Origin of the sequence: Azonexus caeni, from assembly GCF_048146105.1 — a bacterium.
GTDB lineage: Bacteria > Pseudomonadota > Gammaproteobacteria > Burkholderiales > Rhodocyclaceae > Azonexus > Azonexus aromaticus_B.
Map to the genome: position 1 here is coordinate 45,347 of NZ_JBKJAD010000009.1, position 16,948 is coordinate 62,294.

Annotated in this window: 15 protein-coding genes; 5 read left to right on the forward strand and 10 right to left on the reverse strand. The window is 63.9% G+C overall.

The genetic code is table 11. The features are described 5' to 3' along the window. Nucleotides 1–5 precede the first annotated feature (5 nt). Nucleotides 6–137, forward strand: a complete 132-nt coding sequence (locus tag ACLIIZ_RS10810; RefSeq protein WP_416692098.1) for a hypothetical protein — start codon at nt 6–8, stop codon at nt 135–137. A 161-nt stretch (nt 138–298) separates the two neighbouring features. Here ACLIIZ_RS10810 and ACLIIZ_RS10815 read toward each other — a convergent pair whose 3' ends face one another. Further along, entirely contained in the window at nt 299–1,369 is a 1,071-nt protein-coding gene (locus ACLIIZ_RS10815; protein WP_416692099.1) for a nuclear transport factor 2 family protein, read from the reverse strand. Nucleotides 1,370–1,471: 102 nt separating this feature from the next. Here ACLIIZ_RS10815 and cysS point away from each other — a divergent pair, with 102 nt between their 5' ends. Further along, complete coding sequence (gene cysS, locus ACLIIZ_RS10820) at nt 1,472–2,842, forward strand: cysteine--tRNA ligase (RefSeq protein ID WP_416692100.1); 1,371 nt, start codon at nt 1,472–1,474, stop codon at nt 2,840–2,842. 263 nt (nt 2,843–3,105) lie between these two features. On the opposite strand, the gene dnaJ is transcribed toward cysS, so the two are convergent. The 3 genes from dnaJ to grpE form a co-directional block, all read right to left on the reverse strand. Continuing rightward, nucleotides 3,106–4,242, reverse strand: a complete 1,137-nt coding sequence (gene dnaJ / locus ACLIIZ_RS10825) for a molecular chaperone DnaJ (protein WP_416692101.1) — start codon at nt 4,240–4,242, stop codon at nt 3,106–3,108. Nucleotides 4,243–4,339: 97 nt separating this feature from the next. Next, on the reverse strand, nt 4,340–6,280 hold the full coding sequence (gene dnaK / locus ACLIIZ_RS10830; RefSeq protein WP_416692102.1) for a molecular chaperone DnaK: 1,941 nt from the start codon (nt 6,278–6,280) through the stop codon (nt 4,340–4,342). Nucleotides 6,281–6,349: 69 nt separating this feature from the next. Beyond that, complete coding sequence (grpE, locus tag ACLIIZ_RS10835) at nt 6,350–6,904, reverse strand: nucleotide exchange factor GrpE (protein WP_416692103.1); 555 nt, start codon at nt 6,902–6,904, stop codon at nt 6,350–6,352. 153 nt (nt 6,905–7,057) lie between these two features. On the opposite strand from grpE, the gene ACLIIZ_RS10840 reads away from it, so the two are divergent. Continuing rightward, the gene (locus tag ACLIIZ_RS10840) at nt 7,058–8,416 is read left to right on the forward strand and encodes a protein kinase domain-containing protein (protein WP_416692104.1); all 1,359 of its coding nucleotides are present in this window, start codon (nt 7,058–7,060) and stop codon (nt 8,414–8,416) included. 45 nt (nt 8,417–8,461) lie between these two features. Here the strand turns inward: ACLIIZ_RS10840 and ACLIIZ_RS10845 are convergent, their stop codons facing one another. From ACLIIZ_RS10845 to hrcA, 5 genes are read right to left on the reverse strand one after another with little or no spacing between them, the layout of a single operon-like run. Next, entirely contained in the window at nt 8,462–10,063 is a 1,602-nt protein-coding gene (locus ACLIIZ_RS10845) for a methyl-accepting chemotaxis protein (RefSeq protein WP_416692105.1), read from the reverse strand. Between the two features lie 51 nt (nt 10,064–10,114). Continuing rightward, nucleotides 10,115–11,164 (reverse strand): VCBS repeat-containing protein, encoded by a 1,050-nt coding sequence (locus ACLIIZ_RS10850; protein WP_416692106.1) that lies wholly within the window; start codon nt 11,162–11,164, stop codon nt 10,115–10,117. Nucleotides 11,165–11,217: 53 nt separating this feature from the next. Continuing rightward, nucleotides 11,218–11,661, reverse strand: coding sequence for a thioredoxin TrxC (trxC, locus tag ACLIIZ_RS10855; protein ID WP_416692107.1), 444 nt, complete (start codon nt 11,659–11,661; stop codon nt 11,218–11,220). Nucleotides 11,662–11,714: 53 nt separating this feature from the next. Next, nucleotides 11,715–12,818: a ferrochelatase gene (gene hemH / locus ACLIIZ_RS10860; protein WP_416692108.1), complete on the reverse strand. Its 1,104-nt coding sequence runs from the start codon at nt 12,816–12,818 to the stop codon at nt 11,715–11,717. Further along, nucleotides 12,818–13,846, reverse strand: a complete 1,029-nt coding sequence (hrcA, locus tag ACLIIZ_RS10865; RefSeq protein ID WP_416692110.1) for a heat-inducible transcriptional repressor HrcA — start codon at nt 13,844–13,846, stop codon at nt 12,818–12,820. The genes hemH and hrcA overlap by 1 nt, the downstream gene beginning before the upstream one ends. A gap of 48 nt (nt 13,847–13,894) precedes the next feature. Between hrcA and ACLIIZ_RS10870 the strand changes: the two genes are divergently transcribed. Continuing rightward, nucleotides 13,895–14,812, forward strand: coding sequence for an NAD kinase (locus ACLIIZ_RS10870; RefSeq protein ID WP_416692111.1), 918 nt, complete (start codon nt 13,895–13,897; stop codon nt 14,810–14,812). After that, nucleotides 14,812–16,482, forward strand: coding sequence for a DNA repair protein RecN (gene recN / locus ACLIIZ_RS10875; protein ID WP_416692113.1), 1,671 nt, complete (start codon nt 14,812–14,814; stop codon nt 16,480–16,482). Before ACLIIZ_RS10870 ends, recN begins: the two co-directional genes overlap by 1 nt. Before the next feature lie 5 nt (nt 16,483–16,487). Here recN and fur read toward each other — a convergent pair whose 3' ends face one another. Further along, nucleotides 16,488–16,940, reverse strand: coding sequence for a ferric iron uptake transcriptional regulator (gene fur / locus ACLIIZ_RS10880; RefSeq protein WP_416692114.1), 453 nt, complete (start codon nt 16,938–16,940; stop codon nt 16,488–16,490). Nucleotides 16,941–16,948 lie beyond the last annotated feature (8 nt).

Below are 16,948 nucleotides of genomic sequence, written 5' to 3' on the forward strand. Positions count from 1 at the left end.
TTTGGATGTTGCTGCAGCAGGGCTTCGGTAAGTTCCAGCGCGCGATTCAGGTTGCGCTGCTCAATCTCGTGGAAGATGCCGACGAGACGAGCCTCCGGGCTGCCATCGACGAGTTCGGGCGCTGGCGGCGGCGATGACGCAGAAGGGCCGTGGTCCGGCCAGATCTGCGATATTGGAGGATTCTGTGCTGCTGCTTGACTGACCGGGTCAGCGTGCTTTTCCCGAGGGAAAAAATACAGTGCAGAAACGACAACTGCCAGGCCGGTCAGGCCTGGCAGTAACAACTTCCGTATGCGCATCAACGAGCTTTTTCTTCCTGGATCAGCCACTTGCTACCGGAGCGAACGAACACCAGCGTCTTCCAGCTCGAACTGTTGAGGCCCGGTGCCTTGTAGTGCTGGCGGAAACGGGCCGTGGCAGTGTTGCCGTCCACGCTGATCGTCGGTTCCTCGTAAGTTACCGAAATCTTGCCGGGGCGTTCGCCGATCCGCTGCGAGCGTTCAGCTTCCCAGGCCTTGCGGCTGGCGCCCTTCCCGGGTTCGAAGCTGTTGGCGTAGGCGGCAAAGTAGGCCTTCATGTCCTTTTGCGACCAGGCTTGGGCCCAGGAGGCGATGGCCTGCGCCACGTCGTCGTTGCCGGCTGCCTTGGCCGGGGCCGGTCGCTTGGTTTCGGCGGCGGCGACCGGGGTGGGGGCCGCGGCGGCGGCGCCCGGCGTGGTGGCGACGACGGTGGCAGTCGGCGTCGGTTTGGCGGCGGCGACCGGGGCGGGCGCTGGGGCCGGAACGGGCGCCGGTGCCGGAGCGGCGGCGACCACTGGCGGCCGGACGTTGCCCTTGCCGGAGGTGCTGATCAGGTCGCGGATCAACGCCAGCTTGTTCTGCGTGGTCGCATTCGCGCCGTCGAGTTGCAGCGCCTTGTCGTAGGCCTGGCTGGCCAGCTTGGCATAGACGTCGCCGAGGTTCTCGTAGGCGATGGCGTAGGAGGGGTGAGTGCGGATCGCCATTTCCAGGGCGGTGCGCGCCTTGTCATACTGCTTCTGCTGGGCGTAGAGCACGGCCAGGTTGTTGTAGGGTTCGGGCAGCTCCGGATAGTCCTCGGAGAGCTTGGTGAAGACGCCGATGGCATCGGCGGGGCGGTTCAGTTCGGTGAGGATCAGCCCCTTGAGGAAACGCCCCTGGGCATCTTTGGGCCGGCTGCTCAGATATTGGTCGACCTTTTCCAGGGCCTGTGCGTGCTGTCCCTGTTTGATCAAGCGCTGGATGTCAGGCAGGTTGTCGGCCAGTACCGGGCCGGCAAAGCCGATTGACAGGCAGAAGGCGAACGCGCGTAGCGTCCGGAAGCGAGGCTGGAACAAGGATAGGGTGGTCATCGCCGTGCTATAATTTCTGAGTTTTTCAATCACTCGATTCTACCAAAGAAGCGGATAAAGCCATAGGTTTGCAGGGCCAATTCTGCATCTTTTCATTCCGTCATGCTAAAGATATTCAACTCCCTCAAGCGCGAAAAGCAGGTTTTCGAACCGATCGAAGCCAACAAGGTTCGCATGTATGTCTGCGGGATGACGGTCTACGACTATTGTCACCTGGGTCATGCCCGGGTGATGGTCGTCTTCGACATGGTTTATCGCTGGCTGAGAACGCGTGGCTACGAGGTGACCTACGTTCGCAATATTACCGATATCGATGACAAGATCATTCGTCGTGCGGCGGAGAACGGTGAAAGCATCCAGCAATTGACCGATCGTTTCATCGGTTTCATGCACGAGGACGCCGACGCGCTGGGCGTGCTGCGCCCCGATCACGAGCCGCGGGCGACCGAGTATGTGCCGCAGATGCTGGAGCTGATCGGTAAGCTCGAAGCCAATGGCCTGGCTTATCTGGCGGCCGACGGCGACGTCAATTATGCGGTGCGCAAGTTTCCGGGCTACGGCAAGCTGTCCGGCAAATCGCTCGACGACCTGCGCGCCGGTGAGCGCGTCGAAGTCGATACCGCCAAGCAGGACCCGCTCGATTTCGTTCTCTGGAAGCATGCCAAGCCGGGCGAGCCGGCCTGGGCGTCGCCCTGGGGCGAAGGACGGCCGGGCTGGCATATCGAATGCTCGGCGATGAGTTCGTCGCTGCTCGGCAAACATTTCGACATCCACGGCGGCGGTCAGGATCTGCAGTTCCCGCATCACGAGAACGAGATCGCCCAGTCCGAGGGCGCGAATTGCTGCGGCTACGTCAATTACTGGATGCACAACGGTTTTGTCCGGGTCGACAACGAAAAGATGTCGAAGTCGCTGGGCAATTTCTTCACCATCCGCGAGGTGCTGAAGAAATTCGATGCCGAAGTCGTTCGCTTCTTCATCCTGCGCGCCCATTACCGTAGCCCGCTGAACTATTCCGATGCACACCTCGACGACGCCAAGCGCTCGCTCGACGGTCTTTACTTCACGTTGCGCGACGTGCCGCAGGTGCCGGTGGCCATTGACTGGAAGCAGGATTTTGCCGCCCGTTTTGCCGCTGCCTTGAACGAGGATTTCGATTCGCACGGTGCGATCGCCGTCCTCTTCGAGCTGGCCGCCGAAGCCAACCGTCAGAAGTCCGGGGAACTGTCGGGTCTGCTCAAGGCTCTGGCCGGAGTGATCGGATTGCTCGAACGCGCGCCGCAGGCTTATCTGCGGGCCGGTGGGGCGGCCGACGGGATCGACGAGGACACGGTCGAAGCATTGATCGCCAGCCGTGCGGCGGCCAAGAAGGCGCGCGACTTCGCTGAAGCCGACCGCATCCGCGACGAGCTGAAGGCCGCCGGCATCGTCCTCGACGACAGTCCGCAGGGAACCACCTGGCGGCGTGCCTGAGCAGCGTCGCTGGCAATCAATGCAAACGGCCCGTTCGATAATGGGCCGTTTGCATTTCTGGTGGCGCGGGTTTACTCGCCGAAGAATTCACAGACCTTGTAGCTGCGGCCGGCGCTACGCGTCTTAACCCGCCAACGCGGGTTAGCCTGCGCTGCAAGGTACGGGAATCATTCTCCGAAAAATTCCTGAGCCTTGTGGTTCCGGCCGGGGCTACGCCCCTTAACTTGCTTGAGCAAGTTAGCCTGCACCGCAAGGTCAGGGAATCATTCTCCGAAGAATTCCCGGACTTTGTCCATCCACGACTTGGCGCGGGGGTTGTGCTTGTCGGAACCCTTGCTTGATTCCTCCAGTTCGCGCAGCAGATCCTTCTGGCGTTCGGTCAGGTTGATCGGGGTTTCGACGACGACATGGCAGAGCAGGTCGCCGTGGGTGTGGCTGCGCACTCCCTTGATGCCCTTGCCGCGCAGGCGGAAGACGCGGCCGGACTGGGTTTCCGGCGGAATCTTGATGGCCGCGGCGCCATCCAGGGTCGGGATTTCGATCTCGCCACCGAGCGCTGCCGTGGTGAAGGAAATCGGCATTTCGCAGTGGAGGTCGTTGTGGTCGCGCTGGAACACCGCGTGCTGCTTGAGGTGGATCTGCACGTAGAGGTCGCCCGGCGGGCCGCCGTTGACGCCGTGTTCGCCCTCGCCGGCGAGCCGGATGCGATCGCCTTCGTCCACGCCGGCCGGAATCTTCACCGCCAGGGTTTTGTGCTGCTTGATACGACCGGCACCGCCGCAGTTGGTGCACGGGTCGGCGATGAAGCGGCCGGTGCCGTGGCACTTGTGGCAGGTCTGCTGGATCGAGAAGAAGCCTTGTTGCAGGCGCACCTGGCCGGAGCCGCCGCAGGTCGGGCAGGTCTTCGGCTGGGTGCCGGCCTTGGCGCCGGAACCGTGGCAGACCTCGCATTCCTCCATGGTCGGGATGCGGATCTTGGTTTCGGTGCCGTGCGCGGCCTGTTCGAGCGTGATTTCCAGGTTGTAACGCAGGTCGGCGCCGCGGTAGATGTTGGAACGACCGCCGCCACCGCCGCCGCCGGCCCGGCCACCGAAGATCTCGTCGAAGATGCCGCCGAAGGCGTCGGCAAAGCCGCCACCACCGCCACCGCCGAACCCTCCCATGCCGGACTGCGGGTCGATGCCCGCATGGCCGTACTGGTCGTAGGCCGCCCGCTTCTGGCTATCGGAGAGGATTTCGTAGGCTTCCTTGGCTTCCTTGAACTTTTCCTCGGCGCCCGGATTGTCCGGGTTGCGGTCCGGGTGGTGCTTCATGGCCAGCTTGCGGTAGGCCTTCTTGATTTCGTCGTCCGAAGCGTCGCGGTTGACGCCGAGGATTTCGTAAAAATCGCGTTTAGACATGACTGGTTCCCGTCAGTTACTGCACAAAGGCCGGATCAAGCGGCGCCGGGGCGTCCGCTTCGATCCGGCCACTTAAAGCGACGCCCGGGCGCCCGTTTTAAGCCTTCTTGTCCTTGTTCACTTCCGTGAATTCGGCATCGACGACATCGCCTTCGACGGTTTTTTCCTTCGCTTCGCCACCAGCCGCGCCTGCCGCGCCGGCGGCACCTTCGGCCTGTTGCTGGGCGTACATCTTCTCGCCGAGCTTCTGCGCCGCTTGCGACAGGGCTTCGGTCTTGGCGGTGATGGTGTCCTTGTCGCCGTCGCGCAGCACGTCCTCAACGTCCTTGATCGCCTTCTCGATGGCTTCCTTTTCGGCGGCGTCGAGCTTGTCGCCGTATTCGGTCAGCGACTTCTTGACCATGTGCACCATGCCGTCGGCCTGGTTGCGGGCGTCGGCCAGCTCGTGCGCCTTCTTGTCTTCCTCGGCGTGCAGCTCGGCGTCCTTGACCATGCGTTGAATCTCTTCTTCGCTGAGACCGGAGTTGGCCTTGATGGTGATCTTGTTTTCCTTGCCGGTCGCCTTGTCCTTGGCGGTGACGTGCATGATGCCGTTGGCGTCGATGTCGAAGATGACCTCGATCTGCGGCGTGCCGCGCGGGGCCGGCGGGATGCCTTCCAGGTTGAACTGGCCAAGGCTCTTGTTGCCGGAAGCGACTTCGCGTTCGCCCTGAAGCACATGGATGGTGACGGCGGACTGGTTGTCGTCGGCGGTCGAGAAGACCTGACTGGCCTTGGTCGGGATCGTCGTGTTCTTCTGGATCAGCTTGGTCATGATGCCGCCCAGGGTTTCGATGCCGAGCGACAGCGGGGTGACGTCGAGCAGCAGCACGTCCTTGACTTCGCCCTGCAGCACGCCACCCTGGATGGCGGCGCCGACGGCGACGGCTTCATCCGGGTTGACGTCCTTGCGCGGTTCGCGGCCGAACACCTCCTTGACCTTCTCCTGCACCTTCGGCATGCGCGACTGGCCGCCGACCAGGATCACGTCGTCGATGTCGCCGATCTTGCAGCCGGCATCCTTGAGCGCGGTCAGGCAGGGGGCAACGGTGCGTTCGATCAGCTCGTCGACCAGCGACTCGAACTTGGCGCGGGTGATCTTCAGCGCCAGGTGCTTCGGGCCGGAGGCGTCGGCAGTGATGTAGGGCAGGTTGATTTCGGTCTGCTGGCTGGAGGACAGCTCGATCTTGGCCTTTTCGGCAGCTTCCTTCAGGCGTTGCAGGGCGAGCACGTCCTTCTTCAGGTCGACGCCGGATTCCTTCTTGAATTCGTCGATGATGTAGTCGATCAGGCGCTGGTCGAAGTCTTCGCCGCCGAGGAAGGTGTCGCCGTTGGTGGCCAGCACTTCGAACTGCTTTTCGCCATCGACGTCGGCGATTTCGATGATCGAGATGTCGAAGGTGCCGCCGCCGAGGTCATAGACGGCGATCTTCTTGTCCTTGCCGGCGACCTTGTCCATGCCGAAAGCCAGTGCAGCGGCGGTCGGTTCGTTGATGATGCGCTTGACGTCGAGACCGGCGATGCGGCCGGCGTCCTTCGTGGCCTGGCGCTGGCTGTCGTTGAAGTAGGCCGGCACGGTGATGACCGCTTCGGTGACTTCCTCGCCGAGGTAGTCTTCGGCGGTCTTCTTCATCTTGCGCAGCACTTCGGCGGAAACCTGCGGCGGTGCGATCTTCTTGTCGCGCGCTTCAACCCAGGCGTCGCCGTTGTCGGCCTTGACGATCTTGAACGGCATCAGGGCGATGTCCTTCTGTACTTCCTTCTCTTCGAAGCGGCGGCCGATCAGGCGCTTGACCGCGTACAGCGTGTTCTTCGGGTTGGTCACGGCCTGGCGCTTGGCCGGGGCGCCACAGAGGATCTCGCCGTCGTCGGTGTAGCCGATGACCGACGGCGTGGTGCGTGCGCCTTCCGCGTTTTCGATGACCTTCGGCGTGCCGCCTTCCATGATGGCGACGCAGCTGTTGGTGGTGCCGAGGTCGATACCGATGATCTTGCCCATGATGTTCTTTCCTGAAAGTGAATTGGCGATGTTCGTGAAGTGGGGGCGTCGCCCCGGATTTCAAGTGGATTATTTGCCCTTGGCGACCATGACCAGCGCCGGCCGCAGCACGCGGTCGGCGATCAGGTAGCCCTTCTGCAGTACGGTGACGACGGTGTTCGCTTCCTGCTCGGAATCAACCATGCCGATCGCCTGGTGCTTGTGCGGGTCGAATTTTTCGCCGACCGGGTTGACCTCGTTCAGCGCGTTCTTCTCAAAAGCCGCAACCAGTTGCTTCAAGGTCAGCTCGACGCCGGACTTGAAACTCTCGACCGTCTGCTCCGGCACCGCCAGCGCCGCTTCCAGGCTGTCCTTGACGGCGAGCAGTTCGCCGGCGAATTTCTCGACCGCGAACTTGTGCGCCTTGCTGATGTCTTCTTGAGCGCGGCGGCGGATGTTTTCGCCTTCGGCCTTGGCGCGCAGCCAGGCGTCATGGGTTTCGGCGACCTTCAGTTCCAGCGCCTTGATCTGTTCTTCCAGGCTCGGCAGAACGTCGATGTGGCGTTCCTTTTCCGGTTCGCTGGCCGGCGTTTCCGCCTGGGCGGCATCGAGCAGGTGGTCCTGCGGGGTTTCCTCGTTAGACATGCGCATTTTCTCCAATAAACCGAACGGGGAGATGGGGATGGAAAAAAACATTTCAAGAGCCGCTCGAAAATTTTTTACTACACATTTGTTTGCTTTGTTGCGCGCGTCGGCGTGCTAGCATCGCCAAGGAGGTATTCATTCAACGTCAATGTCATGGAAACGATAGGCAAATACCGCGTCATCCGAGAGCTCGGCAAGGGAGCGACCGCTACGGTCTATCTTTGTGACGACCCGGAAAATGCGCGGCAGATTGCGGTCAAGGTGATCCGTTTCGGCCAGGATTGCGCCGCCATGTCACGGCGCATGCGCAAGCTCTTTCAGAATGAGGGGATGGTCTCACGGCGGCTCGATCATCCGAACATCGTCCGGGTCTATGACGCAGTGGTCGAGGACGAATTCGCCTACCTGGCGATGGAGTATGTGGAAGGCTTCAGCCTTGAGCAGCATTGCCGGATCGACAAGCTGCTGCCGCTGCACCGGGTGGTCAGCATCATCTTCAAGTGCTGCATGGCCCTTGACGCTGCTTACCGGCAGGGCATCATCCACCGCGACATCAAGCCGGCCAACATCATGGTTGCCGCCGACGACGAGCCGAAGATCGCCGATTTCGGGCTGGCGCTGAACCTGAACAAGGATCTCGACCGCGACTCGACCTTCATCATGGGGGTCGGTTCGCCGGCCTACATGTCGCCGGAACAGATCAAGGGCTACCCGCTCAACCAGAAGACCGACCTCTATTCGCTCGGCGTCGTCATGTTCCAGCTGCTGATCGGGCGTCTGCCTTTCCGCGCCAACAACCAGGCGACGCTGGTATACAAGATCGTCAATACCGATCCGCCGGCGGTCAGCGCGCTCAATCCGGCGCTTCCCGAAGGGCTCGACGCGATCCTGCGCAAGGCGCTGGAAAAGGACCTGTACAGCCGTTACCGCAACGGCGCGGAAATGGCCAAGGATCTTTCGGCGGTGCGCTACAAGATCCTGGAAGAGGACGAGACCGAGCACGACATGCGGCACTTCGAGCAGTTACGTCGCGTCGAGTTCTTCACCGAATTCGAGAACATCGAACTCTGGGAAGTTCTGCGCGTCTCGCTGTGGCGGCAGGTGACGGCCAATGTCCGCTTGATCACCGAGGGCAGCAACAGCCGCCTGTTCGGCATCATCCTTGCCGGTAGCGTCGAGGTTTCGTTGGGCGGCAAGGCACTATGCCGTCTTGGCGTTGGCGAGCCGGTCGGCGAGGTGGCCTTCCTGCATCCGTCGAGCGACCTGCGTCACGCGACGGTGGTGACGCTGGAGCCGACCCTGTTCCTTGAGGTCAATGCATCGGCGCTGGCTTTGTCGTCGGAAGAGCTGATGGGCCGCATGCGCGATGCGCTGCTCGCTCGCATGATTTATCGCCTGCGTGAGGTCAACAAGATCGCCGCCAGCATCGGCCAGCCCGCCGTCAATAACGCCAGCGGGCATTACGGCGGCAAGTCATGCGGCGGGGTGACGCTGGAGCTGGCGCCGGAATGAATAACGCCGCCCGCGGGCGGCGTTGTGGTTGGCGCGGTGGTGCGCTCAGACCTTGAAGCGGCCCACCAGATTGGCCAATCCCTCGGCCAGGCGGCGCAGGTCATGGGCGGCGCCGGCGGTCTGTTCGACGGTACCGGTGTTGTCGCGGGCCATGCCGGCGATCGCTTCGATGCTCGATTCGACATCGCCGGACACGCGTCGCTGCTGGTCGGTGGCCTGAGCAATGGTATCGAGCCCGTGGCCGACTTCGGCGACCGAGCCGTTGGCGGCCTGCAGCACGCTGGAAACGGAGTCGACGGCAGCCTGGCTGGTTTCGAGGTGGTGCATGCCTTCCTCGATGCTGCGCCGGACGGCGACCGACTGGGCGCTCAGGCTGGCGGTGATGCGGTCGATCTCGCTCGCCGAGTGCGAGGATTTTTCGGCCAGCTTGCGCACCTCGTCGGCGACGACGGCGAAACCGCGGCCCTGTTCGCCAGCGCGGGCGGCCTCGATGGCGGCGTTGAGGGCGAGCAGGTTGGTCTGTTCGGCAATGTCCTTGACCTCGCGCGTCATCATCGTGATCGATTCTGTGTTGCGCACGAAGTTGTTGACCGAGTCGGCCATTTCCTTGACCGCCCGTTCGACGACATTCATCTCGCCGAGCAAGGTCTGCAGGTTGCGGTTGCCTTCGTTGGCGCGGGCCAGGCTTTCCTGCGACTGCTGCTGGACGTGTTCGGCGCTGCGGGCGATTTCGGAGATGCTCGACACCAGTTGCTCGACCGCGGAGGCGGCGTCGTTCGATTTTTCGTTCTGCTGGCGCGAGCTTTGCGCCACGCGGTCGGCGTTTTCAGTCAATGCGGCGACGCGGCGGGAAACCTGGCTGGCGGAATCGCGGACCTGGCTGACCAGTTGCTGGAAGTTGTCCATCATCTGGTTGAAAACATGCGACGACTGACCAACCTCATCCAAGCCGTTGACCGGCAGGCGACGGGTCAGATCGCCTTCGCCGCGGGCGATGTCGCTCAGGCCGTGGCGCAGCCGTTCGAGCGGCTTGGTGACGAAGTGGTTGGTCAGGAAGTAGATGATCAGCAACAGGGCGCCCAGGGCGCCGATCGCGGCGCCGGCGATTTTCAGGCGGAAGCTTTCGACCTCGGATTCGACCGAGTCGAGCGATACCTTCATGCTGACCAGGCCGAGCACCGTGCCTTCGGGAACCTGGTGGCAGAGAATGCAATCCTTGCCAAGGTAGTTCTTCGAGGCATTGGTCGGGTTGATCACGCGCAGGAAGGAACTGCCATTCTCGTTTTCGACCGAGACAAACGGTTTGCCTTCCTTCATCACCTGCTGTTCGAGCGCGTCAAGGTCGCGCGTGCTCTTGGTGTCCGGGCCGTAGAGCTTGACCACCGCGTCGCTGCGGGCGACATGCAGGTCGCGGATCACCGACAGCTGCTTGATCTGGTCGAGGAAGACCTCGCGCTGGCCGACCGTGCCGGTGATCATCATGCCGGTCAGCCCGGCCATCGTCATTTCGTGAATGCTTTGCGAGAATTCCTTGGCTTGCTTGATCGCGGTATCGCGATTGACGTTGGTCGTCCAGACGATCGCGCCAGCCCAGATCACGGCAAGGACAAGCCAGATGGCGGCAGTCAGTCGGACCCATATCTTCAAGTCGGCAAAACGGAGCATGTGCGGGCCTTTGGTGGTGCTATGAAAAGCTTTTCAGACGCTGAGGTCTATTTGCTGAATTGTGCCAGCGCCGCCATTCTCTTGCAAAAATATTCCTGAATTGCGAATTCTGCCGAGCGATTGGTTGCTGCTGTCATTCAGTTCGAACGGGGTGGCAACCTGGGCCAGCGCGATGGCGCCGACGCCCGCTTCGCTCAGCGATTGCAGATTCCCGTCGCCTCCTGCGCCGGGTTGCCAAAGGCTGAGTTGGCTGAACGCGGCATCGTTCTCGTCGATCCAGCCGTTGCCGTCGTCGTCGAGAGCGGCCAGTTCGGCAAAGCCGTCGCCGCTTGCGGGACCGAACAGTTCGCTGCCGTCGTTGATCCGGCCATCCTGATTGCGGTCGAAGCTGAGGTAGGCGCTGCCGCTGGCGAGCTGGGCAATCTGTTCCTTGCTGCCGTCGGCGTCGAGGTCGAAGCTGAAACGCTGGTCGAGCAGATCGGCGGCGTTGCCGGCGAAGTTGAGGACCAGCGGATCGACCGGCTTTGCCGCATCGCCAAGGCGCAGGCTGACTGAAGTCTCTTCCTGGTAGCTGCGCGACATCTGCAACTGCAGGTTGAAGCGGATTTCCTGGCCGTCGGCGGTCTTCACCACGCCGTTGGCGGCGAAGCTTGTGCTTTCGCTCTCGCTGTAGGATGCGCGGTAGTCGTACTCGATGCCGAAGCCGGCAGTGGCTGGCCGGCCGTTGTTCGCCGCGGCTGTCGGCGGGGCTTGCGGCGCAGCCGGAGCGGATTTGCCGGACAACTCGCTGGCGCTGATGGTGCGTACCGACTTGCCGGTCATCATTTCCAGCATCAGGCGAATCAGCAGGGTCTTCGGGTCTTCGTCCAGGGTTTCGTCGACCGGTGCGGCGCTATCGGCTGCCGCTGCCGCCTTGCCGGCATCGGAGAGGACGACGCGTTCCCCGCCGACATTGCCGCGGCCACGGTTTTCGAAATCCGGTCTTTGCGGGCCGCTCCACATCTTCAGCGACTCCTCGACTTCGCGCGATTGCGCGCTGCTATGCGAGGCGGTGAATTGCAGTTCGCTGCTGGCGATTTTCATGGCGGCCTCCAGTCATTGTTCACTACATTGTTAACGGCGGCCGCCGGGGAAAACTAAAGCGCCATCAAGTGGGGTTGCAGCCAGCGTTTGAGCGAGGCGAGGTCGAGCGCGCCACTTTGCCGGGCGATCTCGCGGCCGTCATGGAAGACGGCCAGGGTCGGGATGCTGCGGATGTTGAAACGGCCGGCGAGCGCCTGCTCTTCCTCTGTGTTCACCTTGAGGAAGCGGGCCGCCGGTTCGAGGTCGATCGCCGCCTGGTGGAAGGTTGGCGCCATCATCCGGCAGGGGCCGCACCAAGGCGCCCAGAAATCGACGACCAGCGGCAGCTCGCTGCGCTGCAGGTGGCGCTCGAAACTGGCACCGTCGACTTCCAGCGGCTCGCCGGTAAACAGCGGCTGCTTGCACTGGCCGCAGTTCGGGGCGGCGGCAAGACGGGCGGCAGGCAGGCGGTTTACCGCCGCGCAATGCGGGCAGACGAGATGCAGGGTATCGCTCATGGGGGGGCTCCGTTGTATCAGTAAATTCTGATATGTGGGCGCCGCCCGGGATTTCAAGAGGGCGCGCCGAAGCGTCGGGCTTCGCTGGCTTCGGTGGCAAGGCTGGCGGCATCGGGTTCGCCGCGCGTGTCCCAGCCGGCCAGGTGGCGCTCGGTGATGTCGGCGAGCGCGGCGATCCAGTCCGGGGCGTCGTTGAGTGCCGGGATGTAGTGATATTCCTTGCCGCCAGCCTTGAGGAAGTCGTCGCGGCCTTCCTGGGCGATTTCTTCCAGCGTTTCCAGGCAGTCGGCGGAGAAGCCCGGGCAGATCACGTCGACCCGGCGCACGCCCGCCTTGCCCCAGGCTTCCAGGGTCGGCGCGGTGTACGGCTGCAGCCATTCGGCTTTGCCGAAACGCGACTGGAAGGTGATCAGGTATTGCTCGGCAGCGAGGCCGAGGCGTTCGGCGAGCAGGCGGCCGGTCTTGTGGCATTCGCAGAAGTAGGGGTCGCCGAGATCCAGCGAGCGTTTGGGCAGACCGTGGAAGCTGATCAGCAGGCGATCGCCGGTAGCGGGCCGGCCAACCTGCTGCCAATGTTTGCGCACCGAGGTTTCAAGCGCCGCCAGGTAGCCGGTGTCGTCGTGGTAGTGGCGCAGGAAGCGCATTTCCGGCTGGTTGCGGGTCTGCAGCAGCCAGCGGGCGGCCTCGTCGACGACGGTGGCGGTGGTGCTGGCGGCGTATTGCGGGTACATCGGGACGATCAGGATGCGTTCGTGGCCGGCGGCCTTCAGGCGGTCGAGCACGCTGCCGACGGAGGGCTGGCCGTAGCGCATCGCCCAGGCGACGCTGACGCGGTGGCCGCGTTCGCCGAGCAGGCCTTGGAGCAGCTTGGCCTGGCGTTCGGTGTACACGCGCAGCGGCGAACCGTCGCGGGTCCAGACGCTGGCGTATTTGGCGGCGGATTTCTTCGGCCGCGTGTTGAGGATGATGCCGTTGAGGATCGGCCACCAGACGAGGCGCGGGATTTCGACGACGCGCGGGTCGGCGAGGAACTGCCCGAGGTAGCGGCGCAGCGCTGGTGCCGTCGCGGCGTCGGGGGTGCCGAGATTGACCAGGACGACGGCGGTGCCGCGCGGGCTGCCGTGGCGGTACGGCGGTTCGGGCTGGAATCTGGGCATCAGTTTTCGTTCTTGTGGGAGAGCGCCGAGGAGAGCAGGCGGGCGGTGATGTCGACGATGGGGATGACGCGCTCGTAGGCCATCCGGGTCGGTCCGATGACGCCGAGCGAGCCGACGACCTGGCCGTCGACCGTGTAAGGCGCGGTGATGACGCTGCACTCGTCGAGGGTGGCGATGCCGGATTCGCCGCCGATGAAGATCTTGACGCCTTCGGCGCGGCTCGAAACGTCGAGCAGACGCATCAGGCTGGAGCGCTGCTCGAAGAGGTCGAACAGTTCGCGCAGGCGTTTCATGTTGGACGAAAGCTCTTCGACATCGAGGAGATTTTTCTCGCCGCTGATCACGTAGGGCTGGGCGCTTTCGCTGAGCGCCGCATCGCCGGCCTCGAGGGCCAGGTTCATGAGCGGCTTGATGTCGTCGCGCAGTTGCTGGATCTCTCCGGCCAGACGCTGGCGGATCTGCTCGAAGTCGAGGCCGGTGAAATTCTGGTTCAGGTAGTTGGCGGCGCTGGTCAGCTCGCTCGGCGAGTAGGCGCGCTCGCAATTGAGGATGCGGTTCTGCACGTCGCCGTCGGCGGTGACGATGATGAGCAGGATGCGCTTGTCCGACAGGCTGAGGAATTCGATCTGCCGGATGCGGTTGGCGGTGCGCCGGGGAGCGATGACGACGCCGGCGAAATGGGTAAGGCTGGAGAGCAGTTGCGAGGCGTTGGCGATGATCTGCTTCGACGGCAGCCCGTGCAGCGCATCTTCGATGGCGCCGCGCTGGTGCGCTTCGAGCGGTTGCACGGTGAGCAGGTTGTCGACGAACAGCCGGTAGCCGCGGGCGGTCGGGATGCGCCCGGCCGAGGTGTGCGGGCTGGCGACGAAACCGGCTTCTTCGAGGTCGGCCATGACGTTGCGGATCGTCGCCGGCGACAGTTCGAGCCCGGAGAATTTGGACAGGGCGCGCGAGCCGACCGGTTGCCCGTCGGCAATGTAGTGTTCGACCAGAGTCTTGAGCAGGGTGCGCGAGCGATCATCAAGCATGCCGCCGATTCTACCGAAAAGCGGCGGCGGCACGGCAAGGCGTTTTTTATGCAAGAATTCGCACCCATGAACCGCCTCCGTCATCCCCGCACGATCGCCCTGGTCGGCAAATACCATAGCCCGGAAATCGCCGAGTCCTTGCGCCGTCTGGCGGAGTATCTGCACGAGCGCGGCGTCTCGGTCTTCGTCGAACGCGAGACCGCCGAACACATCGGCAAGCGGGTCGACCTGGCGCGCTGGGTCACCTGTGGCTTCAACGACATCGGCGCCCATGCCGACGCCGCCATCGTCCTCGGCGGCGACGGCACCATGCTCAACGCGGCGCGCCGGCTGGCCCGCTACTGCGTGCCGCTGGTCGGCGTCAACCAGGGGCGGCTCGGCTTCATGACCGACATCGCCCGCGACGACATGCTCAGTTGCATGGACGACCTGCTCGATGGCCGATTCCAGCGCGAGAACCGGATGCTGCTGGCCGCCGAAGTGGTGCGCGACGGCAAGGAACTGGCAAGCAACGTGGCGCTCAACGACGTTGTCGTCGACAAGGGGGCGATCGGCCGGATGATCGAGTTCGAGCTGTTCATCGACGGCGAGTTCATCTACAACCTGCGCTCCGACGGCCTGATCGTGTCCACGCCGACCGGCTCGACCGCCTATTCGCTGTCTGCCGGCGGGCCGATCCTGCATCCGACGCTGACCGGCATTGCGCTGGTGCCGCTGTGTCCGCATGCGCTGACCAACCGGCCGGTGATCGTCAACGACAACGCCGACATCGAGCTGCGTGTCGTCCGCGCCGACGAGCCGCGCGTGCACTTCGATGGCCAGCTAACCCTCGACCTGCAACCGGGCGACAGCGTCCGCCTGTACCGTTCCGAGCACACCATCTGCTTCCTGCACCCGCCCGGCTACAGCTATTTCGCGATGTTGCGCCAGAAGCTGCAGTGGAGCGAAAGGCCTAAGGGAAGCTGATGCTGCGCCACCTGACCCTGCGCGATTTCGTCATCGTCGACCGGCTGGAGCTGGAGTTCGCCGCCGGTTTTGGCGCGCTGACCGGCGAAACCGGTGCTGGCAAGTCGATCCTGATCGACGCCCTGGCGCTGGCGCTCGGCGAGCGCGGCGACGCCGGCGTCGTACGCGCCGGTTGCGACAAGGCGGAGATCGCCGCCACTTTCGACATCGCCGGCCTGCCTGTGGTGACTGCCTGGCTCGACGAGAACGGCCTGGACGCCAGCGAAGACCTGTTGCTGCGCCGCGTGGTCGACGCCAACGGCCGTTCGCGCGCCTGGATCAACGGCTCGCCGGCCACCGTCCAGCAGTTGCGCGAAGTCGGCGAATGGCTGGTCGACATCCACGGCCAGCACGCCCATCAGTCCTTGTTGCGGGCCGATGCCCAGCGTCAGTTGCTCGACAGTCACGGCGGCCTGCTCGACCTGGGGCGCGAAGTCGCTGCCGCCTGGAAAACCTGGCGCGATGCCGAACAGGCCTGGCAGGCGGCGAATGATGGCGTACAGGCGCTGCAGCGCGAACGCGAACAGCTCGAATGGCAGGTTGGCGAACTGGCGGCGCTGGCGTTTACCGCCGACGAGTGGGAGACGCTCGAAGGCGAGCATCGCCGCCTGGCCCATGCCGCCAGCCTGATCGAAGGCGCGCAGTTCGCGCTCGCCGTGCTGGCCGACGACGATGCCGCCTGCGAACGGCAGATCGACCAGGTGGCGACGCGGCTCGCCGACCTGGCCGCCTACGACCCGGCGCTGGCCGACGTCGCTGGCGTGCTGGCCTCGATGCAGGCCGAACTCGCCGATGCGGTGTCAACGCTGCGCCGCTACGCCGACCGCGTCGATCTCGATCCCGGGCGCCTGGCGGATGTCGAGAAGCGGATCGAGGCGATTCTCGCCCAGGTCCGTCGCCACCGCGTTTCGCCGCCGGAATTGCCGGCCCTGCTCGCCGGTTGGCAGCAGCGGCTGGCCGAACTGGCCGCCGCTGCCGACGTCGACGCGCTACGCGCGGCGAGCGATGCGGCGCAGGCCGCCTACCGGACGCTGGCACAGCGTCTGTCGGCCGGGCGACAGCAGGTTGCCGCCGACATGGGCGAACGGGTGAGCGAGATCATGCGCCGCCTGGCGCTGTCCTCGGGGCGTTTCGAAATTGCCTTGCCGGCGCTCGACAATCCCGCGGTCTACGGTCTCGAACAGGTCGAGTTCCGCATCGGCGGTCTCGCCGGCAACGACGCCAGGCCGTTGGCCAAGGTGGCTTCCGGTGGTGAACTGTCGCGCATCAGCCTGGCCATCCAGGTACTGACCTCGCGCTCGGCCAGCGTGCCGACGCTGATTTTCGACGAGGTCGATGTCGGCATCGGCGGTGGTGTCGCCGAGATCGTCGGCCGTTTGCTGCGCGAACTGGGGGGCGAGCGCCAGGTACTATGCGTCACCCACCTCGCCCAGGTCGCCGCGCAGGCCGACTGGCAATGGCAGGTCAGCAAGACGACGCGCGACGGCGTCACGCGCTCGGCGATTCAGCCGCTCGACGACGCCGGCCGCGTCGGCGAAATCGCTCGCATGCTGGGCGGCGTCGAAGTGACCGGAATCACGCTGGAGCACGCCCGCGAAATGCTGCGTGCCGGCGCCGAGCAGGCGCGCTGACGCAGCTATTCGCTGGCGTCGGATTCGTCCGCTTGCTGCCCGGGATTGGCCTGGTGGTGGCTGCAGACGCCGTAGATGTAGAGTGCGTGGTCCTGGATCTTGAAGCCGCGCTCTTCGGCAATCAGTTTCTGCCGGCGTTCGATTTCAGGATCGTAGAACTCTTCGACCCGGCCGCATTCGACACAGACCAGGTGGTCGTGGTGCTTGCCGTGGTTGATTTCGAAGACCGCCTTGCCGGCTTCGAAAAAATGGCGCTCAAGCAGGCCGGCCTGTTCGAACTGGGTCAGCACCCGGTAAACCGTCGCCAGACCGATGTCCATGTTTTCCGCGATGAGCATGCGATAGACATCTTCCGCCGTCATGTGCCGCATCGTACCCTTTTCGAACAACTCAAGAATCTTGAGGCGCGGGAAAGTGGCTTTCAGGCCGATGCTTTTGAGGCTCTGCGGGTCACTCATCGTGTTGG